This window comes from Streptomyces sp. NBC_00885, assembly GCF_045207475.1.
Lineage (GTDB): Bacteria > Actinomycetota > Actinomycetes > Streptomycetales > Streptomycetaceae > Streptomyces.
On sequence record NZ_CP108796.1, the window covers coordinates 4,997,570 to 5,017,094 of the forward strand.

A 19,525-nucleotide genomic window follows, 5' to 3' on the forward strand; every position below is an offset into this window, starting at 1 on the left:
ATCGTCAGCTCGCCCGCAGCATCAGCCCGATGCCCACCACCATCAGCCCGGCCGCCGCGATCCTCGGCCCGCCGAAGCGTTCCTTGAAGAACAGCGCCCCGATCGCCGCGCCCACGATGATCGACGACTCGCGCAGCGCCGCGATCGGCGCCAGCGGCGCCTTGGTCTGGGCCCACAGGACCAGCCCGTACGCCGCGATCGACAGGGCCGCGCCGAGCAGCCCGCGGGCCGCGTACGGGCGCAGCTGGGCGAGCAGCGCGCCCCGGTGGACGTAGAACGTGTAGGCGGGGATCAGCGTCCCCTCCAGGATCATCAGCCAGGCGATATAGCCGAGCGGCGTCCCCGAGGCGCGTACGCCGACACCGTCCACAACGGTGTACGCGGCGATGGACAGACCGGTCGCCAGCGCGGCCAGCAGCGCCGGCCAGTGCGGATGGGCGCCGGAGCCCTTGATGCCCCACAGGGCGACGCCCACCAGACCCGCCGACGCGATGACGACGCCCGCCAGCTGCCAGGCGTTCAGGCTCTCGCCGACGAACAGCGCCGCCAGCACGGTCACCACCAGCGGCGCCGTACCGCGTGCGATCGGATACATCTGGCCGAAGTCGCCGAGGCTGAACGAGCGCATCAGCAGCGCCTGATAGCCGATGTGGAGCAGCGCGGAGGCGACGAGATACGGCCAGGCGGCAGCCTCGGGCAGCGGCGTGAAGCAGGCGAGCGCGGCCCCGATCACCGTGCCGCCGCCGGCGATCAGCGTGAACGCGACCATCTGGTCCTTGATGGTGTGTGCGATGGCGTTCCAACTGGCGTGCGTGACGGCGGCGATGAGGACCGCGACGGCAACGAGAAGAGTCACGCTGTACGCTCGCGGACGTCCACCGGCGTGCCGCCCGCGTGCGCGATCAGTGTCCTGGGGTCGAGCGGGAAGACCGTGTGCGGGGTCCCGGCGGCCGCCCACACCACGTCGTGGTCCAGCAGTCCCCGGTCGGCCAGCACGCGGGTCCTGGTGGCATGCCCGAAGGGCGGGACGCCACCGATCGCGTAACCGGTCGTCTCCCGGACCAGATCGGCGTTCGCGCGCTTGACGGACTCGGCGCCCAGCTCGTGGCGTACGCGCTCGACGTCGACCCGCGACGAGCCGTCCATCAGCACCAGCACCGGCACCCCGTCCGCCTCGAAGATCAGCGACTTGACGATCTCGCTGACATCGCAGCCGATCGCGGCGGCGGCCTCGGCGGCGGTGCGGGTGGCGTCGGGGAAACGGCGGACCGGGACATCGAGCCCCAGTTCGCGCAGCGCCTCGGCGAAGCGGGGATGGGCGTCGGTGTCGTGTGTGCTCATGGCCCGCACGCTAGCGGTCGTTGTACGGGCCATGCGAGCCGCTTTCCGCCGGGGCCCTGCCACAGGCCCGGCACCGCGCCGCGCCTCAGCGGGCCCGCAGCACCTGCGCGACCACCGGGCCCGCCGCATCGCCGCCGTGCCCGCCCGACTGCACGACTGCCGCGGCCGCGAGATCGTCGGCGTACCCGGTGAACCAGCTGTTGGACTTGCCCTGTCCGTCGACCTCCGCCGAGCCGGTCTTCGCGCCCTTGTCGCCGCCGACGCCGGACATGGCGGGCGCGCCCGTGCCGTACTGCGCGGTGGCCCGCATCATCTCGCGCAGCGCCTGCGCTATGGAGCCCGGAAGCGGCTGGGCCGTGGCCAGTTCGCGGTCGTCGAGGGACTGCGGGACGATCACGGGCTGGCGGAACGCGCCGCTCTTGGCGGTGGCGGTGATGGAGGCCATGTTGAGCGCGTTCATCGCGACCTTGCCCTGCCCGATGTACGAGGCGGCGGTCTCCGCGCCGGAGGACTCCGGCACGCTGCCGTCGACGGAGACGACGCCCGTCTGCCAGTCGAGGCCGATACCGAAGTACTTGCGGGCGGTCTCGCCCAGTGCGCGGCCGGCGATGCCGCTCTTGTTCAGCGGCTTGACGGCTTTGATGAAGGCGGTGTTGCAGGACCGGCGGAAGCTGTCCTTGAACGTGCCGCCCGGAATCTTGAAGTCGTCGAGGTTGTGGAAGGTGACGCCCTCCCACGTGACGGTCGGGGGACACTCCACCTTCGTACCCGGTCCGTCGACGACACCGTTGTCCATCATCATCGTCGCGGACACGATCTTCATCGTGGAGCCGGGCGCCTGGGCACCCATCATCGCGGTGTTGTAGCCGTCGGCGGGGCTGTTGGCGACGGCCCGGATCTCGCCCGTACTGGGCTTGACCGCCACGACCGACGCATGCCCGTACTGCTTGACGGCCTTCTCCGCGGCGGCCTGCACATCCGCGTCCAGAGTGGTCGTCAGTGTGCCCTCCTTGCCCTTGGTGAGGGTCAGCAGGGTCTGGTCGGGCGCGGAGTCGTTGCCGGACGCGATGACCAGCTCGACACCGGCCGTCCCGCCCGCGGTCTCGCCGTACTTCTTGCGAAGCGAGTCCAGGACGGTCCCGAGCGAGGGGTACTTCTCCTTCGTGAGCTCCCGCCCCTTGTGGTCCACGGCCTTGATCGGCGGGGCCGCGGCCTTGTCCGTCTTGAGCGCGGTGTCCTTGGTCAGCTTGGGGTGCACGACGGCAGGCACCCAGTCGACCAGCGCCCGCCCGGTGGTCAGCCCGCGCACGACGGTCAGTTCGGAGGCGTACGACCAGGGCTTGCTCTGCCCCTCGTACGTCACCGTCGCCCTGACCGTGAACGGCACCTTCGCGCCGACGGCCGCGCCCGGCGTGATCACTGCCGCGGAGACATGCGCCTGTTCGCGATACCCGGCGATCAACGGCTCTGCCTCGGCGGCGTTGTTGGTCAGTTGCGCGGCCTCGGGCGCTTTCCCGCCGGCCCAGGCCGCGAGGAAGTCCTTCGCGGCCGTCTCGATCTCTTCGGCACTGAGCGGCCCGCTCTTCTTGGTTGTGGCCGCGGACTTGGTGTCGGTCCCGCCACCGTCGTGGCCGGTCAGCCCGTTGTACAGGTTGTAGCCGCCGTAGCCCACGCCACTGGCGACCACCAGGAATACGCCGCCGACGACGGCGAGTTTCGCTCCACTGCGCATTGCTGCAGTCCCCTCCCCAGGAGTCCACGCACTCTACGGGACAGGTGTGACAGAGGGGTTGGCCGTTATCGGACCGCGACGCTCAGGTCCGGGCGGCCGGCCGCCGACCGCGATTCAGCGTCGTCCGGGACGCCAAGGACGAGCACGATGCCCGGCAGCGCGCGGCACGGCTGGCCGATTCCCTCCCCGAGCGTGAAGCGCGCGAGCACGCGCCGCTCGACGAGACCTGGAGCGAGGTTCTCTTCCTCCACCGCGACGCCCTGGGGAACTGGCGCCCGTCCGCCCACCGCCCCAGGGCCGGGAGCAACGGCTCGATCCGCGCCCACCGGGCGTCGGTCAACGGCACACCCGGACCAGCCGCCGGCTGATCCGGACGAAGCCGCACAGCCGTGGTCAGATGTCTTCGGGATCCAGCTCGAAGGTGAAATAGATGCTCAGGCAGTAGGGCTCGTCCTCGTCGTGGAAGAAATCCCACGACACGTCCGACAGGCGGATTCTTTGTTCCCGCACCCACTCATGGGCCTTCTTGAAGGCTTCCGCGGCAGTTGTGGCGGGGAACAGCTTCCTGGCAATGGGATGCACCCCGGTCTCGGCGTCCGAGTCGTCGAAACCCTCCGGAACGTCCAGACAGAAGGTGGGATCGAGCTCCATGGAGTGCGCCCTTTCCAGTCGGCTTCACGACGCCTGGTAGGACGGCCGCACATCCGGAAGGGTTGCTTCGGCCGACCTCAACCTGTCAGGCGTCGAACTGTCAGGCGTCGAAGCGGTGGCGGGAGGCCTCGATGTGGCCGAGGTACTGGTGGGTCCAGTCGCACAGCCCGTTGATCGTCACCCGCAGGGCCTGACCCGGCTCGGTGAGGGTGTACTCGACCCGCGGCGGTACGACGGGGTGCACCGTCCGCTCGATCAGACCGTTGCGCTCCAGCATGCGCAGGTTCTGGGTGAGCATCTTGTGGCTGACGCCCTCGATCTCGTTCCGCAACTCGCTGAAGCGCAGGGTGTGTTCACCGAGAGTCTCGATGATCAGGAGCGCCCATTTGTTGGCGACGTCCGAGAAGATCTCCCGCCCCAGAGAGTCCGCACGCCGCACGTCCGCTTCGTCGGGCGAGCCGCTGAACTGCTTGGTCACCATCAGGTTCCCCAGTCACCGAAAAGTGCGTTCTTCCATGTCAGCGGCCACTCTCCTACGGTTCCCGAGTAACCGCAAGAGAGCGGTGCTTATGGCAATGGAGGCAGGCACCATGGCCATCACCCTGGTAAACCCCAACGGACTGCCGGAAATCGACGCCTACCGGCAGGTGTCGATCGCGACCGGGTCGAAGCTGGTCTTCATCGCCGGGCAGGTCGCCTGGGATGCCGATGGGGTCAACGTCGGCGAAGGCGACCTCGCCGCTCAGGTCGAGCAGTGCTACGTCAACATCGGCACCGCGCTCGCCGCGGCAGGCGCCTCATTCGACGACGTGGCGAAACTGACCCTCTATGTCGTCGACTGGACCCCCGACAAGATGCCCCTGCTCATGGAGGGGCTCGGTCGGGCGGCCGCGAAGCTGGGGGTCACCGCGACACCCCCTGCCTCGCTGCTCGGCGTTGCGGCACTGGACGTACCCGACCACCTGGTCGAGATCGAAGCCACCGCCGTCATCGACTGAACAGGCACTCTTCGCCCCGGGGCCGCCTGAGCCCCGCGTCCGCCGCGGCGCGGGGGGCCGGGCACGACGGGCAGCGAGGCCCGGGAACTGAGGTCGGCGGCAGGGCTGTTGATACCGGCTGGGAGACTCCCCCCATGGACAGCACACCCGAGCAGATGAGCTCCCGGACAGCGGCCGGATGGACCGTCGCGCTCGCGGCCCTCGGAGCGATCACCGGCTTCGTCTGGGACGGGCCCTTCCTCGCCGTCGCCTGCGCCCTTTCCCTGGGAGGTGGCGCAGCCATGGGTTCGGTCCTGTCGCGCCGCCGAATGATCGCAACCATTCGGGAAGGACAGGGGAAGGCCGCCGCGCTCGGCTACGCCGACGGAATCGCGGACATGGTGGTGCTGGAGATATCCGCCTACCGGATCGCCGTCTTTCCGCTGTCCGGCCCCCTCGCAGTCGACCCCGCCGAGCGCATGGCGCGCCGTAAGGCCGCTTACCGCCTCACGGCCGCCGAGGGGCTTCCCCACCCCATTCGTGAGGCTGCTGCCGCCGCTCTCGAAGCGATCGATGACGCGCGTGAGCGCGACACCCAGTCCGCCGTCGAGGACCTCATGAAAGCCGTCCAGGAGCAGCGCCGCGGCGCGTGAGCGCGGCCACCGCCCGTCGGCCGGGGCGCCGGTGGCCCGGCGGGCGCATGCTGGGGACATGGCCAGGCGAGCCGCCCGGAGCTGTGCTCGGTGTCGTCGAGCTGCCGCAGGGATGGTGAGCCCCGATGTCAGTGTGCGGGAATAAGGTCCCCTCTCAAGGTCCGCACATCAAGATCCTCAAGGGGGAGATCTGTCATGAGCGGCACGGGAAGCGGTAAGCACGAGGGATTCACGGCCGAGGAGCGGGCCGCGATGAAGGACCACGCCCAGGAGCTGAAGAAGGAAGCGCGCCGCAGCTCGCGCGCGGACAAGGCGGCGGAGGCGGAGCGGGACGTGCTCGCGAAGATCGCCGAGATGCAGGACTCGGACCGGATCATGGCCGAGCGCGTCCATGCCGTCGTCACAGCCGGCGCTCCTGTCCTCGCGCCGAAGCTCTGGTACGGGATGCCCGCCTACGCGCTGGACGGCAAGGTCGTCTGCTTCTTCCAGAGCGCGGAGAAGTTCAAGTCGCGCTACGCGACGCTCGGGTTCAGCGACCAGGCGAAGCTGGACGAGGGCACGATGTGGGCGGTCGCTTTCGCCCTGACCGAGCTGACGGCCGAGGTGGAGGCGCGGATCGGTGCGCTCGTGAAGCAGGCGGTGAGCTGAGGCGCGTGCCCGGGGGACGGGCTTGGCCTGCGGCATGTGCTCCGGTCCGTGGAGCCCTCCGCCTGAGGCGGGCAGCAGCGGGGCGCCCCGGAGCTCCAGCCTCATCGGCCGCCGGGCCTCCGGCTACGTCTGCGCGTGCTGATGCTTCTGAGGCGTCTTAGGCTGGGGTTCCGGTTCTGGAGGAGGTCGCTCATGCCGAGGCCCGTATGGAGCGGCGCCATCTCGTTTGGCCTGGTCACGATCCCCATCAAGGTGCTGCCCGCCACCGAGAACCGCTCCATCAGCTTCCACCAGTTCCACCTGGAGGACGGCGGCCGGATCCGTACCCGCAAGGTGTGCGAGATCGACGGCAAGCGGCTGCGCGGCGACGAGATCGGCAGGGGGTACGAGGTCGCGAAGGACACCATCGTCGAGATCACCGATGAGGACCTGGACAGCATGCCGCTGCCGACGGCCAAGGCGATCGAGATCGTGGCGTTCGTGCCCGCCGAGAGCATCGACCCGGTGCGCATCGGCGACTCGTACTACCTGGCCGCGGACGGGGCTGTCGCCGCCAAGCCCTACGTGCTGCTGCGCCGGGCCCTGGAACGCAGTGCGAAGGTCGCCATCGCCAAGTTCGCCTGGCACAACCGGGAGCGCCTCGGCCTGCTGCGGGTCAAGGAGAACGCGCTCGTCCTGCACGCGATGCGCTGGCCCGACGAGATCCGCGACCCCGCAGAGCTGACGCCGAAGACGGTCGACCTGGACGACTCCGAGATCGACGCCGCGATCCAGCTGATGGAGACGATGGCGACCGACGACATCTCCGGGTACACCGACCGCTACCGCGAAGCCCTCGAAGAGGTCATCGCCGCGAAGGCCGCCGGGAAGCAGCCGCCCAAGCCGGAAGGCGAGCCGGAGCCGGCAGGCCAGGTCGTGGACCTGATGGCCGCGCTGAACGCCTCCGTACAGGCGGCGAAACAATCGCGGGGCGAGAGCGACGAGCACGCCACCGTGCACGACATGCCGAAGAAACGAGCGGCGAAGAAGACGGCCGCGGCCAAGAAGACCACGGCGGCAGCCAAGAAGACCACGACCAAGAAGGCGGCCGCGAAGAAGGCCACCGGCCGGAAGCCGAAGAGCGCGTAGGTCTGTCCGGCGGATCTTGTGACGGCCCGAGTGGCATCACGTGGTGCCACTCGAGGTGCCAGATAGGCCCAGACTCCACGTGGCGCCGCATTGACGCAACTTGATGTCAGAACATTTTCGCAGGTCAGAGCGGTTGGATTGGCGCTTGCTCACGGCTTCTCCCCTTGAAGGCTTGCGCATGGTGCCATGGTGGTGCCACTATGGCGTCATGGACCTCACGCCGTATGTCGACAACCTCCGCCGCGAACTCGCGGTGGCCGCCGAAGCCGGCGGCGAAGAAGCCCGCGAGCTCGCCGAGCGGCTCACCGCTCCCCTGGAGTCGGCGACCCGCCTGACGATGCTCAATGTGCTCTCCGCCGCGATGGACGAGATCACCCGTGAACTCGCACCCGGATCGGTCGACGTACGGCTGCGCGGGCTCGACCCCGACTTCGTGGTGACACGGCCGGCGGGCGACGAGGCGTACGAGGACAACAGCGGGCCCGCCGAGCCGCTCAAGGCACCTGCCCCGGCACTCGCCGAAGGCGACGACGGCGGCACCGCCCGCGTCAATCTGCGCCTGCCCGCCCACCTCAAGGCGCGCGCCGAGGAGGCCGCGAGCCGCGAGGGCCTGTCGGTCAACGCGTGGCTGGTACGCGCCGTGTCGGCCGCGGTCGACGGCGGAACTCAGTCACGTACGACGGAGAAGACCCGCACCACCCGCACCGTCGGACAGAGCTTCACGGGCTGGGTGCGCTAGCCGCGCCCCGCCCACCCCACTTCACCCACACCACGTCCCACCAGCAGGGACGCCACCAAGACCCACGAGGACGGGACAGCCATGCCTTCTTTCGACACTCCCGCAACCATCTCGGCCACCGCTCACGTGGAAGCCGGATCCATCTGGTTCATCGCCGCCGACCGGCTCGACACCCTCGTCGAGGTGCAGCCCCGCGACCCGAAGAAGGACCAGGACGTGCGGGCGGCCGAGCAGACCGAGGTCACGTACGCGAGCGGCCAGTTGACCATCAGGACGCCCAAGCAGCGCCATCTCATCGGGCGCACCGGCACCGTCGACGTGACGGTCGAACTGCCCACGGGCTCGCAGGTGGAGATGACCGGCGCCTGGGCCCAGGTGCACGGCGAGGGCCGGCTCGGCGAGGTCCGTGTGAAGACCTCGTCGGGCGACGTCCGCCTCGACACCACCGGTCCGCTGTACCTGACCGCGTCCCACGGGAGCATCACCGTGGACCGCGTCGAGGGTCCCGCCGAGATCACCACCAGCTCCGGCAGCCTGCGCGTCGGTGCCGTCGACGGCGCCGCCGTCCTGAAGAACTCGCACGGCACCACGACCGTCGGCGACGCCCTGGGCGATCTGCGGGTGAGTGGCGCCAACGGCGACATCTTCATCGAACGCGCCGAGGGCTCGGTCGCCGCCACCACCGCGCACGGCACCCTGCGCGTCGCCGACGTCGCCCGCGGCACCGTCCAGCTGGAGACCTCGTACGGCGCCATCGAGGTCGGCATCCGCGAGGGCGCGGCCGCCTGGCTGGACGTCAGCTCGGGCTCCGGCCAGGTGCACAACGCGCTCACCGCGTCCGAGGGTCCCGAGAAGACCGAGGACACGGTCGAGGTCAGGGCCCGTACCCGCTTCGGCAACATCGACATCCGCCGCGCCCGGGCCTGACCCGCCCCATCTCCTTACAGCCAAGGCCACTTCACCGCTCACCACACCTTCGAATGGGAGGGCCCCGTGCCTTCTTCTGTCATGCCCATGCCTAGGCAGCCCGACGGCCAGCAGCCGCCCGCCGCCGTCTCCACAGCCGATCTGCGCAAGTCGTACGGCGACAAGACCGTCCTCGACGGCATCGATCTGCGGATCCCGTCCGGCACCGTGTTCGCGCTGCTGGGGCCGAACGGCGCCGGCAAGACCACCACCGTGCAGATCCTGTCCACGCTCATCTCCGCCGACAGCGGGCATGCCCAGGTCGCGGGCCACGACGTCGCCACAGCGCCGGACGGCGTGCGCGCCGCGATCGGCGTCACCGGGCAGTTCGCAGCGCTCGACGACCTGCTCACCGCCGAGGAGAACCTGCTCCTCATGGCCGACCTGCTGCGCCTCGGCAAGCGTGAAGGACGCAAGCGAGCCAAGGAGTTGCTGGAGCGGTTCGAGATCGCGGACGTCGCGCACAAGCGCGCCGCGTTCTTCTCCGGAGGTATGCGGCGCCGGCTCGACCTCGCCATGACGCTGGTCGGCGACCCGCAGGTGATCTTCCTCGACGAGCCGACGACCGGGCTGGACCCGCGCAGCCGCCGCACCATGTGGGAGACCGTGCGTTCCCTGGTCGCCGGCGGCGTCACCGTCTTCCTCACCACGCAATACCTGGAGGAGGCCGACCAGTTGGCGGACCGGATCGCCGTGCTCGACGGCGGGCGGATCGTCGCGGAGGGCACCGCCGACGAGCTCAAGGCGCAGATCCCCGGCAGCCATGTACGCCTGCGGTTCACCGACCCCGACGAGTACGAGCGCGCCGCCGCCGCCTTCCCCGGCGCGGCCCGCGACGACGAGGAACTCGCCCTGCGCGTGGCGGGCGACGGCGGGCTCGACGCACTGCGCGCCCTGCTCGACCGGCTCGACGCCGGCGGTATCCGCGCCGCCGACTTCTCCGTGCACACCCCCGACCTCGACGACGTGTTCCTCGCCCTGACCGGCGAAGGCACCGCCGCCACCCCCCTCCGCGTGAAGGAGACCCTGCGATGAGCGCCCTCACCTACGCCGTGCACGACTCGATGACGATGCTGCGGCGGAATCTGAAGCACGCGATCCGCTATCCGTCCGTGGGATTCGGCAGCGCCATGACGCCGATCCTGATGCTGCTGCTGTTCGTGTACGCCTTCGGCGACTCGATCGGCGCCGGGATGGGCGGCGGCCGGGACGCGTATCTGAACTATCTGACGCCCGGCATCATCATCATGGGGGTGGCCGCGGGCTCGATGTCGACCTCGATCGCGGTCTGCTCCGACATGACCGAGGGCATCATCAACCGCTTCCGCACCATGAACATCACGCGCTCGTCGTTCATGACGGGGCATGTCATCGGCAGCGTCATCCAGACGATGGTGAGCGCCGTGCTGGTCGTCGGCGTCGCGCTCGCCGTCGGCTTCCGGTCCGGGGCGACCCCGCTGGAGTGGCTGGCCGCGGCCGGCCTCCTCGTCGCCATCGCCTTCGCGGTGACTTGGCTGTCCACGGCGCTCGGCCTGATCTCCAAGACCGTCGAGTCGGCGAGCAACAAGCCACTGCTCGTCCAGTTCCTGCCGTTCCTCGGCTCGGCGTTCGTGCCGGCCGAGTCGATGTCGCCGGGCCTGCGGTGGTTCGCCGAGTACCAGCCGTTCACGCCGATGACCGAGACACTGCGCGGCCTGCTCTCCGGGTCGGAGATCGGCAACGCCGGCTGGATCTCGCTCGCTTGGTGTGCCGGTATCGCCCTGGTCGGCTACGTCTGGTCGCGGTCGCTCTTCAACGGCGGCACCACGCGCTGAGCAGCGGAACACACAAGGGCGGGGTGCTCACTCACCGGCAGGGAGTGAGCACCCCGCCCTTGCGATACCGGGCTCTGCCTGGTGGTGGGACGGCGGAGCGGTCACAACAGGTACAGGAAGGTCCCGGGCGCCGCGTCGCTGCCACCGGTGGTGGTGACGGTGATAGTGACTGTCCCTGACGCATGGGCCGGCGCCGTGGCCGCGATCTGGGTGTCGGAGAGCACGGCGAAGGTGGCCGGGACGGCGCCGAAGGTCACCTCGGTGGTGGTCAGCAGGTTCGTTCCTGTTATGCCGACCAGGGTGCCGCCGGCCGGCAGCCCGGTCAGCGGGCTGAACCCGGTCGCGGTCGGCGGGTCGACGAAGCTGAACGCGGTGCTTGCCGTACCCCCTAGCGTGACCACGGCCAACGCCACCTCGCCGGCCGCACCGGCCGGCGAGACGACCGTCAGTTCCTGGTCGGACACCACCGTCGGGGAGACTGTCGACCCACCGAACTGCACGGAAGTCGCCGAGGCCAAGCTCCGCCCGGAGATGGTGATGGTGCTGCCGCCTGCCACCGGCCCCGAGCCCGGCGACACGGAAAGGATCACCGGCGGCGGGAGATAGAAGAAGGGCTCCGGACCGCCGACGCCGCCGGGGGTGACGACCGTGACCCCCGTCATGCCGGCTCCCGCCGGCGTGATGACGGAGACCGAGCCGGCCGTGTTGCCGGTGATGGTGGCCGGCTGCGTTCCGAAGTTCACCGCCGTGGCACCGCCGAGGTCGGTGCCGGTCACGGTCACTGCCTCGCCCCCCGCAGTGGAACCCTGGTTCTGAGTGATCGGCATGTTCTTCCTCCGTGTCTGTCCTGCATACGGCCGGTACGCCGCTGGAACACGCGTACTCGGGACGGTGATGCAGCACTTCCCGTGGATATGAACGTCAGATCAGCACTTTTCACCCTTATGGGGGATCAGTTGGCCCTGGGTCGACCCACGACGGGCGCCGCACCAACCTGTGCCGCGCCCGCCGTTGCCCCTGCTAGACCCAGCTGTCCAGCCACATCCTGTTCCGCCAGTCCTCCACCGGGATCGGCGTCCCCGTGTACAGCGGATAGAAGTAGATGAAGTCTCGCCTCTTGGTGTGGCCGTAGCCCTGACCAGTGGCTTCTCGGTCGGTCGCGGCCGTCAAGTTGCTACTGGGCCGTCTCGGGGCCGTGATCATGCCTTGGGGACGCCGACAGGCTTCCCTATCTATGGATCGCGGTCTCGCCTGTTGGCATGATCACCTGGTTGGATCAACGGCATGCTTCTTGCCGCAGGTCCCTTCTACACGTCGGGCACCTTCTGGGCCGCCACGGCCGTCATCGTTGCAATGTGCGCAGGAGCCGGTGCGATGTGGGCCACGCTGCGTGCCAGCAACCCGAAGCGCCAGCTGACTTATGCATGGAGCGACACTGCTCTGCTGCGATCCCGTCAGCGCTTGAACGGTGAGCTGGAGATTCGACTCAACGGCGCGCCGCTGATGGACCCACGTGTGGTGCGGGTGAGCCTGGCGAACACTAGCCGCCGCGATATCGGCAGCACTCACTTCGACAGAGCCGAACCCATCCGGTTTAGATTCGGCACGCCGATTCTTAAGCTCCTTGGTACGGAGGTCTACCCCTCCACCTCCGCCCCGCCGCCAGCAACAGCCGACGGCGCCGAGCTCTTGATCGGCCCAGGCCGACTCGGCCGGGGCGAGACGGTCATCTACCACTCGCTCATCGATGGAGTGCCCGACTACGAATTTCAGCAGCAGCTGATTGACGTCACAGTGTTGGAGAACCCAGGTGCCAATTCGAACTTTCTAAGGCTGTACTTGAGGGCCCTACGTCAGACCTGGTGGGTTCCGGCGATTATGCTCCCGATTGCCGCGCTCCTAGCTTGGCTTGAAGTCATTTAGAGTCGTATAGATTTTCCACGGCCTTCCGAGTTCGACCCTCACTACTGGGCATCAGGTGCGTGTACGTCCGCAGGGTGAACCCCGGATCGGCGTGACCGAGGTACTGACTGAGGGCTCGGATGTTCTCGCCTGCGTCCAGCAGCACCGACGCGTAGAAGTGCCGCAGCGCGTGCATTCCGTGCTCCCGCGCTGCCGTGTACCGTGCGCCCTGCTCGGGCTCGGGGATGATGCCTGCCGCCGCAAGGGCGGGCTTCCACATAAAGTCATCGAAGTAGCTCACCCGCACGAAGTCCTCAGTACGGCCGCTGAAGAGAAGCGACTTGGTGACCGGTGGACCGTCCGGCGTGCGCCAGGGAAGCGTGACCTTGATCGGAGGGTGCGCCTTCGAGTGCGCGCTGAGAGCGTCTGCCACGGCCTGCGGGAGTGGAACATCCCGTACCTTGCCGCCCTTCGGCGGTGCGAAGACGAACGTTCCCCGAATCCGCTTTAGCTGGTGCCGCACTGCGACCCATCCGCCGGCATAGTCCAGCTCGTCATCGGAAAGGCCGAACACCTCGCCTTGGCGGAGCCCGCATCCTCCGGCGGCATCGACGGTGGCGCGCAGATGCTGGGGCAGAGCAGCACGTACGGCGAACACCTGCTTTGACGTCCAGGGAACGACTCGGGGCGGGGTCGCCTTCGGGGTCTGCACCGACCGCGCAAGACACGGATTCTTGGCCAGCAGAGCGTCATCAACCGCCGCACTGAGCGCGGCGGAGACAGTTCCGAAGATGATGCGCCGATGCGAGGACGCCGGGACTTTGGTCTCCAGCTCTCCGAGCCACGTGCGGATGTGCCCCGGCTGGAACGACGCGAGCGGACGCGTCCCGATGTAGGGGTAGGCGTGCAGCCTCAATCGACGCTCAGCCGCTTCACGGCTGTTGATCTCGGTCGTGTGCGTCGCCACCCACTTCTCGGCGAACTGCTGGAACGTGATGCGTGCAGCGCGAGGATCGATGTACTGCCCGCGCGACATGTCGGCAGCAGTCTCCGTGAGCCATTGCTCTGCGAGCCGCTTCTGACGGTCTGGGAATGACTTGCTCTTCTCGGTGCCGTCCGGGCCGACGTAGCGGGCGCGGTAGCGCATTCCGGTGCCGTGGCGATCGGACTTTACCCTGCGGGCTTTGCCGTCTGGGCCGGGCTCGCTCTTGTACCAGCGGTCTTGGATGTGGCCTGCCACTGTGGGCTCCTTGGGCATGACGGTGCAGGGGCACGGCCCGTTCGGGCCGTGCCCCTGCGGCTGGGAAGTTGGGTTAGGCGGCGTTCTTCTTTGCTTCGACCCATGCGCGAACTGCGGCAGGGTCGTAGCGCAGGTGCTTGCCGACACGGAATCCGGGCGGGCCGATCCGCTTCTTGCGCCAGGCGTAGACGGTTTCCACGCTCGGCAAGCGGAACATGTCCGCGAGATCTTCAGGGGTGAGGTACCGGTCAGGCAGTCCGGCGCGCAGCGTTGCGCGAGGGTCGGACGCAGTGGCTCGGTTGGTGGTCACCGTGACTCCTCGGCTCGGTACTGCTTCGAGGGCGGGGCTGTGGCCCCTTCTCTCAGGTCCGCTACATCCGCTTCGCCGCTACGTCGCAGGTCAGCAGCGGGTTTTGTGTAGCGGGATGTTCGGGTGTAGCGGCTACGGCGCGTTCCGGTCCGGCTCGCGCAGGGCGTGCCGGACCCGGGTCGGGCGCGTGTGTAGCCGCTACATCGGTGATTTCCGCTACGCGGCCGTGCCCTCTGAGCTGGGCAGTAGCGGCTGGAGCGCATGTAGCGGACTTCCAGGCAAGCCCTCCGGAGGGGGTGCGCAGTAGCGCTGCCAGGCGTCGTAGAGGTCGGTGCTGTAGTAGCCCTTGAGGACTCCACCGGCCGTACGGATGTTGCGGGAGGCGATGGGCTCCCCGTCGGCGGTGACGTACTCCCCGAGCATCCGCGACAGACGGCGGGAGTCGAGCGGCTTGCCGTGCAGGTCCGCCCATGGCGCGTCGTCCAGGGCGTTGAGGCGGTCCAGAACGGCGACGGTCGGCAGGCGGTCGATGCCCACCATGACGTGATCGCGCAGGTCGGCCAGCAGCCGCACACCCAAGCTGCCCTTGTCGTTGGCCTGAGCCGCTTTCACCAGGATTACGCAGGCTTCACGCGCCCGCCGGGGCCACTCCCCACCGACCGCGTCCGCGACAGCGAGGAGAGGTTCCCACACGTCGGCGGGCCGGTCGGTGACGCCATCGGGCATCTCCGGCCACGCCCCCATGACCCGCTCTCGGATCTGTTCGGCCCATGCGGCGAGCCGGTCGCGCAAGGCGTTGCCCTGCTGTTCGTGCAGGCGCGCACGGAAGGGTTCGACCTTCTCGTTCCTGGCCCGCCGTCGCATGCGGATGATGACGGAGCGGGTCAGGATCGTGTCGGGCAGCGAGCCGAGTCCGGCGACGGCCACGGCGGTGTAGGAGGGGAATTCCTGCACGGTCTGGTTGCCGCCGTCGCCGATGCACCGGTAGGTGACCCCGGAGCGGCGGTGTCCGGCGTTGAGAAAGCCGCGCAGTTCCTCGTTGTCTCCGGCCTTGGGGCCGAACACGGTGTCGATCTCGTCGAAGAGGATCGTGGGGCGTCCGGCAGGGTCGGAGACGGACCGGAACAGGGCGGCTGCCCGGGCGTTCACCGCGAGCATGGGGCGCGGCACGAGCGTTTCGACCACTTCCAGCGCGCGGGACTTCCCGGACCCCGGCTCGGGGGACAGGAACGCGACACGGGGGGTGGAGTCGAAGCAGTCGAGCAGATGCGCGTGCGCGTCCCACAGCGCGACGGCGACGTAGGCGGCCTCGGTGGGGAAGACGTTGAACCGGCGGTGGAAGCCTTCGACTTCATCGAGCAGGGCGGCCCCGTCGATGGTGGCTGGGGCGCTTGTCTGTGCGGTCATGCTGCGGCCCTCCCTTCCTGGTGGGTGCGGATCTGCGGGTCAGGACGAACAGCACTTCGGACGCCTTTGGCGACGCCCTTCGGGGCGCCCAACGCCAGCTCGGCGCGGGCCTGTTGGGCGGTGTGCGGCCCGTTCGCGCGGGTGTGGCCTTCCAAGGGGGGATGGGGTTGGGTGCTCATGCCGCATCCCGGGGGCGGGCTTTGCGGATGGAGCCGTCCAGGGCGCTGCGGATCGTGGCGCGGCACTCGGCAGCGGTGAGTCCCTGCGCCTCCCCAGCCGCTTGGAAAGCCTCCTCCACCACGTGCCGGGGGATGTCGCCCCATGCGACGAAGCGACCCACCTTGAAGGCGCACCGGTTGAGGGTGATGTTGCGCTGCTTGTCCGGGGCCGCAGAGAGCACAGCGCATTCCTGCTCCAGCGCGGCCAGTGCCGCACGGTCGCCGCTGACCGCCGGGAGCCTGAGCGGTACGGCAGGCCGTGCGGGCGCCGGTAGGAGCAGCCGCAGCAGCCACGCGGGCAGCGGGGCAGCTACAGAGCCGTCGGCGGCCTCATACGCCCCGGCGGGGGTGATACTGCCCGCCGCGACGACGTAGCCGCCCCACGCGCGGGTGTCGACCAACGGTGCGATCGTGCCTGCCGTGTTGGCCAGCTGCACACCTGACGGTGCGGTGAAGTAGAGGTGCTGTCCGCCGCTCGCAGTCCGCGTCCGGCAGGTGTCGGGGACGGCGTTGCCGGTGCGCTCGCAGAGCGCCTTAAAGGTCGCCACGCCGCAAGGCGTGTCCGCACTGCTGTTGGGCTTGGGCATGTCGAGGTCGACGACCAGCAGCCCGGACGGGCCGGTGGCAATGCCGACGTTGAACGGGCCGCGCGACCAGGTGGCGCGGATGCGGTCCGGGTCGGTCGTGGCCCGTTGCTCCCACTTTCGGTGTCCTGCCTCGCACGCTCCGGTGCCCGGGCAGGATGCCTCCCCGTGCAGAGCTGGGCGCTTGGTGCCGGGGCGGAGGGGGAAGACATGCCAGCCTCGCTCTCCGGCCCTCAGGGCAGCGTCCAGTAACGACGCTCGCGTCTTGTCGATGGGTTGGGTCATGCTGGATATCTCCAGTTCCTGAGTTGGGCACTGGCTGGCAAGGGCGGCCCCGGTTCATTGGCGTGAGAGGGGGTCGCCCTTGGCGTAGTTAGTGGTGGAAGTGGTTGCGCTTGATCACGGCCTTGCGGATGTTGACCGTGGTCCCGCCGCTGTGGCCGCTAGCGTTGAGGACCTGCACGGCGATCCAGCCGCCGAAGATGACGGCTGCCAGGATGATGAGTTGCTGGATGAGCGCCGCGAGTGCGGCGATGAATGTGGTGAGCAGGAGAAGCCCGCCGCAGATGGCGCCGAACCCGATCCCGCCGAGGGCGATGTTGACCGCCGTGCGGGAGGCGAGCGGTTTGGCGGCGACGGGTTCGGGCTTGCCGGGCTCGATGGCGTAGCCGGTGACGACTCGTCCGTCGGGCAGGACGATGCTTGCCACGGCCGGGATGGTGCCCGGCTGCACTGGCACGAGCGGCGCCGTCGGGATGGGCGTCATGGGAGTGGGCTGGTGGACGGTCACGGCCTGCTCGGCGGGCAGGTGGCCGAGGTTCTCGGGATACATCCGGAATCCCTTCTCGGGGCGGGTCAGGGAGGCTGAGACACCCCCTTGGGTGAGCGCGTGGAGCGGCCCTCAGGGGGTGCTGAGCTGGGCGCTTCCCTGCATCCCTGAGAGATCATTGGTGCAGGTCAGGGTGAGGGAGGCGAGCCAGGGAGGGGTTCAGGGAGTTCTCCCTGTCTCCCTGGCCCGCCGGGATGCGGTTCCCTCTCAGTGAGCGGCAGAAGTGGAATCCGCCTCGGGCCGGTTGGCGAGAGCGCGCGCCACGCGGTCACGGCCGACGACCATGCGCCCGTCCGACTTGTACGGCTCGGCACCAGTGCCGTCCAGGACCCGCTTCAGGTCAGCGAACGTCCACCCGCCGTAGGCGTCCTCGTTCAGGGCGCGCAGGCGCTGAAGTACGTCTTGCGTGACCAGTCGCGGGGCGTCGCCGATGACGGTGGCGATGTCCGCGAGCGGGTCCCGCTCCTCCCCGCGCTCGATGAACTGGAGGGTGGTCACGCCGTCGCGCAGGGCCCGCGCCCGCGCGGTGATCTGCGCGGCCGTCTCGGTGTCGATGTAGTGAGTGCGCACCGTGATGGACGCCTGTCCGGCCGGGATGTCGATACCGTCGCTGGCCACGACGACCGTTCCCTTGTCGAGTCCGGGGCGCAGCAGGTTCGGGGCGGCACCGCCGTCGACGGCCTTGTCCCCGAGCGCCATGCGGGCCTGGGACTCGGTGCCGAGTGCGAGGGATGCACGGGTGTGGGCGCCCTCGCGCACGAGCTTGGGAAGGTTCTGGTCGGTCGGGTCCTGGGTGCCCTGCCACAGCGTCACGTTGACCGCGCGGCCCTGGTTGTGGATCTTCCGGGCGGCCATGAAGTACCGAGAGGTGGCCTTGGACCCGCCATACAGCCGCTTGTCCTCGTCCTTGAGCGGGCACATGAACGCCACCTGCGCTTCGTCCACGATGCCGACCAGCGGCGGGAACACGGTGCCGGGCGGTGCCTGGAGACGGCGCTCCATCTCGGCAACGAGACCTTCCAGCATCTCGGTTGCCTGGATGACGTGGTCATCGGTCGGGCCCTGGATGAGCACGGTGGCCAGACCGAGGAACATGGCCCAGTCCCCTGCGCCCTTGAGGTCAGCGATGCGGAACTGGACCGTGCGGTCCAGCGCCAGCCACAGCGCCAGGGCCCGCAGTGCTGCGGTCTTGCCCTGGTTGGACAGACCCGTGATGAGCAGGTGGCGCTGATACAGGCTGATCGCGGCGGCGTCGCCGCGCAGGTCCTGGCCCCACGGGGCGCGTCCGGTCTTGTAGTTGGCGCGCAGTGTCTCGTCTGTGGTCAGCGGGGACGGGCCGATCGGCTCGTCCAGAGCGCCGCTGTCGGCGACCCACAGGCGGACTGTGCGGGCTGCCTCGGGGATCGTGATGAACACCTCGTGTTCGTGCCGGGCAAGGTTCTCGGCGAGCTTGCGCCGGCGCTTTTGCACCTCGTCCGTCGAGACGCCCGAGGGCAGGGTGACGTCGACTTCGACACCGCATCCGGCGATCCGGATCGGGCCGAGCATGCTCGCGCCAGCGTCGCCCATGTCCTTGATGGCGTTGCGGAGTGGGGCGATGCCGAGGTTGCGCAGCGCGAGCACGACGATCGAGGGGGTGATGGGTTCGCCGTCGGTGTCGCGGTCGCGAACCGGGAGCGCCCACTGGGGTGCTGCCTGCTGGTGCCTGCCCACTGCCCACAGCCCGATCAGTGCAGCCCACGGGCCGATGGTGACCAGCGGTCCCCAGGTCACGGAGATGATGAACACGATCCACGTAATGAGCTGGATCACGGCCATCGTCGGGGCGGCGACGTCGGCGAAGTTCTTGTTGGCGACGGCCAGGGCGATGCCGAGCAGGAGCAGGACACCGGCGCCCATCCCGGCACCGGCCGCAACGCCCTTGGCGGCGTCCAAGGGTGCGGTGAGCAGGTCCATGCGGCGCTGGTGACGCTGCTGCCGGAAGCGCTGCCCGCGCTCCTCCCATTCCGCGGCGACCTCGTAGTTGCCTGCTGCTTCGGCGGCGCGGAGCATGCGTTCGTAGCGGGAGGCGGTGCGGCCCTCCCAGGTGCGGCGGGCCACGATCCGCGTTCCGCCGACGATGTAGAGGCCGTGGCGGGCTACTGCGCGGCACGCGGTGGTGGTGTTCTCGTGGGTGGCCATCGTGCGGATGGCCCGTGCGGAGCGCGCCCAGAGGGGCACGGGCGGCGTTTCGGCGGCGGGCGCTGCTACAGCAGCCGCCGGGGGCGCAACGGGCGTCTCGGGGGTGCTGGGCGGGTCCTTGAAGAGGCGAACGACGTTGTCGCTCATGATGGGGAGTCTCCTGACTGCCCCCTGAGCCAGGGGGCGGGAATGGGGAGTTGCCGGG

Annotated in this window: 23 protein-coding genes; 9 read left to right on the top strand and 14 right to left on the bottom strand. The window is 69.2% G+C overall.

Annotated elements, in window-relative coordinates; genetic code table 11:
• Positions 1 to 4: 4 nt before the first annotated feature.
• The 6 genes from OHA61_RS22805 to OHA61_RS22830 all read right to left on the bottom strand — a co-directional run bounded on the left by OHA61_RS22805 (position 5) and on the right by OHA61_RS22830 (position 4,205).
• Entirely contained in the window at positions 5 to 856 is an 852-nt protein-coding gene (locus OHA61_RS22805) for an EamA family transporter (RefSeq protein WP_406304592.1), read from the bottom strand.
• A complete protein-coding gene (locus OHA61_RS22810) occupies positions 853 to 1,341 on the bottom strand; it encodes a YbaK/EbsC family protein (protein ID WP_361911430.1) in 489 nt (162 codons plus the stop codon). The genes OHA61_RS22805 and OHA61_RS22810 overlap by 4 nt, the downstream gene beginning before the upstream one ends.
• A gap of 85 nt (positions 1,342 to 1,426) precedes the next feature.
• Positions 1,427 to 3,073 (bottom strand): penicillin-binding transpeptidase domain-containing protein, encoded by a 1,647-nt coding sequence (locus OHA61_RS22815; protein WP_406304593.1) that lies wholly within the window; start codon positions 3,071 to 3,073, stop codon positions 1,427 to 1,429.
• Between the two features lie 65 nt (positions 3,074 to 3,138).
• Positions 3,139 to 3,324: a hypothetical protein gene (locus OHA61_RS22820; RefSeq protein WP_406304594.1), complete on the bottom strand. Its 186-nt coding sequence runs from the start codon at positions 3,322 to 3,324 to the stop codon at positions 3,139 to 3,141.
• A 142-nt stretch (positions 3,325 to 3,466) separates the two neighbouring features.
• Positions 3,467 to 3,724 carry a hypothetical protein gene (locus OHA61_RS22825; RefSeq protein WP_406304595.1) on the bottom strand — a complete coding sequence of 86 codons (258 nt, stop codon included), beginning with the start codon at positions 3,722 to 3,724 and terminating at the stop codon, positions 3,467 to 3,469.
• Positions 3,725 to 3,824: 100 nt separating this feature from the next.
• The gene (locus OHA61_RS22830; protein WP_406304596.1) at positions 3,825 to 4,205 is read right to left on the bottom strand and encodes a winged helix-turn-helix transcriptional regulator; all 381 of its coding nucleotides are present in this window, start codon (positions 4,203 to 4,205) and stop codon (positions 3,825 to 3,827) included.
• A 109-nt stretch (positions 4,206 to 4,314) separates the two neighbouring features.
• Between OHA61_RS22830 and OHA61_RS22835 the strand changes: the two genes are divergently transcribed.
• The 8 genes from OHA61_RS22835 to OHA61_RS22870 all read left to right on the top strand — a co-directional run bounded on the left by OHA61_RS22835 (position 4,315) and on the right by OHA61_RS22870 (position 10,649).
• A complete protein-coding gene (locus OHA61_RS22835) occupies positions 4,315 to 4,722 on the top strand; it encodes a RidA family protein (protein WP_324982398.1) in 408 nt (135 codons plus the stop codon).
• A 134-nt stretch (positions 4,723 to 4,856) separates the two neighbouring features.
• A complete protein-coding gene (locus OHA61_RS22840; protein WP_406304597.1) occupies positions 4,857 to 5,354 on the top strand; it encodes a hypothetical protein in 498 nt (165 codons plus the stop codon).
• Between the two features lie 195 nt (positions 5,355 to 5,549).
• Entirely contained in the window at positions 5,550 to 6,002 is a 453-nt protein-coding gene (locus OHA61_RS22845) for an iron chaperone (RefSeq protein ID WP_406304598.1), read from the top strand.
• A gap of 192 nt (positions 6,003 to 6,194) precedes the next feature.
• Positions 6,195 to 7,130: a Ku protein gene (locus tag OHA61_RS22850; RefSeq protein WP_406304599.1), complete on the top strand. Its 936-nt coding sequence runs from the start codon at positions 6,195 to 6,197 to the stop codon at positions 7,128 to 7,130.
• A gap of 208 nt (positions 7,131 to 7,338) precedes the next feature.
• Positions 7,339 to 7,869 carry a hypothetical protein gene (locus OHA61_RS22855; RefSeq protein ID WP_406304600.1) on the top strand — a complete coding sequence of 177 codons (531 nt, stop codon included), beginning with the start codon at positions 7,339 to 7,341 and terminating at the stop codon, positions 7,867 to 7,869.
• Between the two features lie 81 nt (positions 7,870 to 7,950).
• Positions 7,951 to 8,796 (top strand): DUF4097 family beta strand repeat-containing protein, encoded by an 846-nt coding sequence (locus OHA61_RS22860; RefSeq protein ID WP_406304601.1) that lies wholly within the window; start codon positions 7,951 to 7,953, stop codon positions 8,794 to 8,796.
• 81 nt (positions 8,797 to 8,877) lie between these two features.
• A complete protein-coding gene (locus OHA61_RS22865) occupies positions 8,878 to 9,870 on the top strand; it encodes an ATP-binding cassette domain-containing protein (protein WP_406304602.1) in 993 nt (330 codons plus the stop codon).
• Entirely contained in the window at positions 9,867 to 10,649 is a 783-nt protein-coding gene (locus OHA61_RS22870) for an ABC transporter permease (protein ID WP_406304603.1), read from the top strand. Before OHA61_RS22865 ends, OHA61_RS22870 begins: the two co-directional genes overlap by 4 nt.
• A 101-nt stretch (positions 10,650 to 10,750) precedes the next feature.
• Here the strand turns inward: OHA61_RS22870 and OHA61_RS22875 are convergent, their stop codons facing one another.
• Complete coding sequence (locus tag OHA61_RS22875) at positions 10,751 to 11,476, bottom strand: IPT/TIG domain-containing protein (RefSeq protein ID WP_406304604.1); 726 nt, start codon at positions 11,474 to 11,476, stop codon at positions 10,751 to 10,753.
• A 193-nt stretch (positions 11,477 to 11,669) separates the two neighbouring features.
• The gene (locus OHA61_RS22880; RefSeq protein ID WP_406307635.1) at positions 11,670 to 11,819 is read right to left on the bottom strand and encodes a hypothetical protein; all 150 of its coding nucleotides are present in this window, start codon (positions 11,817 to 11,819) and stop codon (positions 11,670 to 11,672) included.
• Between the two features lie 114 nt (positions 11,820 to 11,933).
• Between OHA61_RS22880 and OHA61_RS22885 the strand changes: the two genes are divergently transcribed.
• The gene (locus OHA61_RS22885; protein ID WP_406304605.1) at positions 11,934 to 12,572 is read left to right on the top strand and encodes a hypothetical protein; all 639 of its coding nucleotides are present in this window, start codon (positions 11,934 to 11,936) and stop codon (positions 12,570 to 12,572) included.
• Here OHA61_RS22885 and OHA61_RS22890 read toward each other — a convergent pair.
• From OHA61_RS22890 to OHA61_RS22915, 6 genes are all read right to left on the bottom strand, one after another.
• Positions 12,565 to 13,791: a tyrosine-type recombinase/integrase gene (locus tag OHA61_RS22890; RefSeq protein ID WP_406304606.1), complete on the bottom strand. Its 1,227-nt coding sequence runs from the start codon at positions 13,789 to 13,791 to the stop codon at positions 12,565 to 12,567. The two genes, OHA61_RS22885 and OHA61_RS22890, sit on opposite strands and share 8 nt — an antisense overlap.
• Positions 13,792 to 13,864: 73 nt before the next feature.
• Positions 13,865 to 14,101: a helix-turn-helix domain-containing protein gene (locus tag OHA61_RS22895; RefSeq protein WP_406304607.1), complete on the bottom strand. Its 237-nt coding sequence runs from the start codon at positions 14,099 to 14,101 to the stop codon at positions 13,865 to 13,867.
• Positions 14,102 to 14,317: 216 nt separating this feature from the next.
• A complete protein-coding gene (locus tag OHA61_RS22900; protein ID WP_406304609.1) occupies positions 14,318 to 15,508 on the bottom strand; it encodes a DUF3631 domain-containing protein in 1,191 nt (396 codons plus the stop codon).
• A 175-nt stretch (positions 15,509 to 15,683) separates the two neighbouring features.
• Positions 15,684 to 16,595: a bifunctional DNA primase/polymerase gene (locus OHA61_RS22905; RefSeq protein ID WP_406304610.1), complete on the bottom strand. Its 912-nt coding sequence runs from the start codon at positions 16,593 to 16,595 to the stop codon at positions 15,684 to 15,686.
• A gap of 88 nt (positions 16,596 to 16,683) precedes the next feature.
• The gene (locus OHA61_RS22910; protein ID WP_406304611.1) at positions 16,684 to 17,142 is read right to left on the bottom strand and encodes a hypothetical protein; all 459 of its coding nucleotides are present in this window, start codon (positions 17,140 to 17,142) and stop codon (positions 16,684 to 16,686) included.
• Positions 17,143 to 17,346: 204 nt separating this feature from the next.
• Entirely contained in the window at positions 17,347 to 19,467 is a 2,121-nt protein-coding gene (locus OHA61_RS22915) for an FtsK/SpoIIIE domain-containing protein (protein ID WP_406304612.1), read from the bottom strand.
• Between the last annotated feature and the right edge of the window lie 58 nt (positions 19,468 to 19,525).

What these genes read in the sequence shown, in the direction of transcription:
- OHA61_RS22915 (WP_406304612.1), bottom strand. Translation starts at nt 19,467, where the DNA reads ATGAGCGACAACGTCGTTCGCCTCTTCAAGGACCCGCCCAGCACCCCC.
- OHA61_RS22850 (WP_406304599.1), top strand. Translation starts at nt 6,195, where the DNA reads ATGCCGAGGCCCGTATGGAGCGGCGCCATCTCGTTTGGCCTGGTCACG.
- OHA61_RS22845 (WP_406304598.1), top strand. Translation starts at nt 5,550, where the DNA reads ATGAGCGGCACGGGAAGCGGTAAGCACGAGGGATTCACGGCCGAGGAG.
- OHA61_RS22875 (WP_406304604.1), bottom strand. Translation starts at nt 11,476, where the DNA reads ATGCCGATCACTCAGAACCAGGGTTCCACTGCGGGGGGCGAGGCAGTG.
- OHA61_RS22900 (WP_406304609.1), bottom strand. Translation starts at nt 15,508, where the DNA reads ATGACCGCACAGACAAGCGCCCCAGCCACCATCGACGGGGCCGCCCTG.
- OHA61_RS22855 (WP_406304600.1), top strand. Translation starts at nt 7,339, where the DNA reads ATGGACCTCACGCCGTATGTCGACAACCTCCGCCGCGAACTCGCGGTG.
- OHA61_RS22870 (WP_406304603.1), top strand. Translation starts at nt 9,867, where the DNA reads ATGAGCGCCCTCACCTACGCCGTGCACGACTCGATGACGATGCTGCGG.
- OHA61_RS22860 (WP_406304601.1), top strand. Translation starts at nt 7,951, where the DNA reads ATGCCTTCTTTCGACACTCCCGCAACCATCTCGGCCACCGCTCACGTG.
- OHA61_RS22885 (WP_406304605.1), top strand. Translation starts at nt 11,934, where the DNA reads ATGCTTCTTGCCGCAGGTCCCTTCTACACGTCGGGCACCTTCTGGGCC.
- OHA61_RS22830 (WP_406304596.1), bottom strand. Translation starts at nt 4,205, where the DNA reads ATGGTGACCAAGCAGTTCAGCGGCTCGCCCGACGAAGCGGACGTGCGG.
- OHA61_RS22840 (WP_406304597.1), top strand. Translation starts at nt 4,857, where the DNA reads ATGGACAGCACACCCGAGCAGATGAGCTCCCGGACAGCGGCCGGATGG.
- OHA61_RS22865 (WP_406304602.1), top strand. Translation starts at nt 8,878, where the DNA reads ATGCCCATGCCTAGGCAGCCCGACGGCCAGCAGCCGCCCGCCGCCGTC.
- OHA61_RS22905 (WP_406304610.1), bottom strand. Translation starts at nt 16,595, where the DNA reads ATGACCCAACCCATCGACAAGACGCGAGCGTCGTTACTGGACGCTGCC.
- OHA61_RS22825 (WP_406304595.1), bottom strand. Translation starts at nt 3,724, where the DNA reads ATGGAGCTCGATCCCACCTTCTGTCTGGACGTTCCGGAGGGTTTCGAC.
- OHA61_RS22810 (WP_361911430.1), bottom strand. Translation starts at nt 1,341, where the DNA reads ATGAGCACACACGACACCGACGCCCATCCCCGCTTCGCCGAGGCGCTG.
- OHA61_RS22910 (WP_406304611.1), bottom strand. Translation starts at nt 17,142, where the DNA reads ATGTATCCCGAGAACCTCGGCCACCTGCCCGCCGAGCAGGCCGTGACC.
- OHA61_RS22815 (WP_406304593.1), bottom strand. Translation starts at nt 3,073, where the DNA reads ATGCGCAGTGGAGCGAAACTCGCCGTCGTCGGCGGCGTATTCCTGGTG.
- OHA61_RS22835 (WP_324982398.1), top strand. Translation starts at nt 4,315, where the DNA reads ATGGCCATCACCCTGGTAAACCCCAACGGACTGCCGGAAATCGACGCC.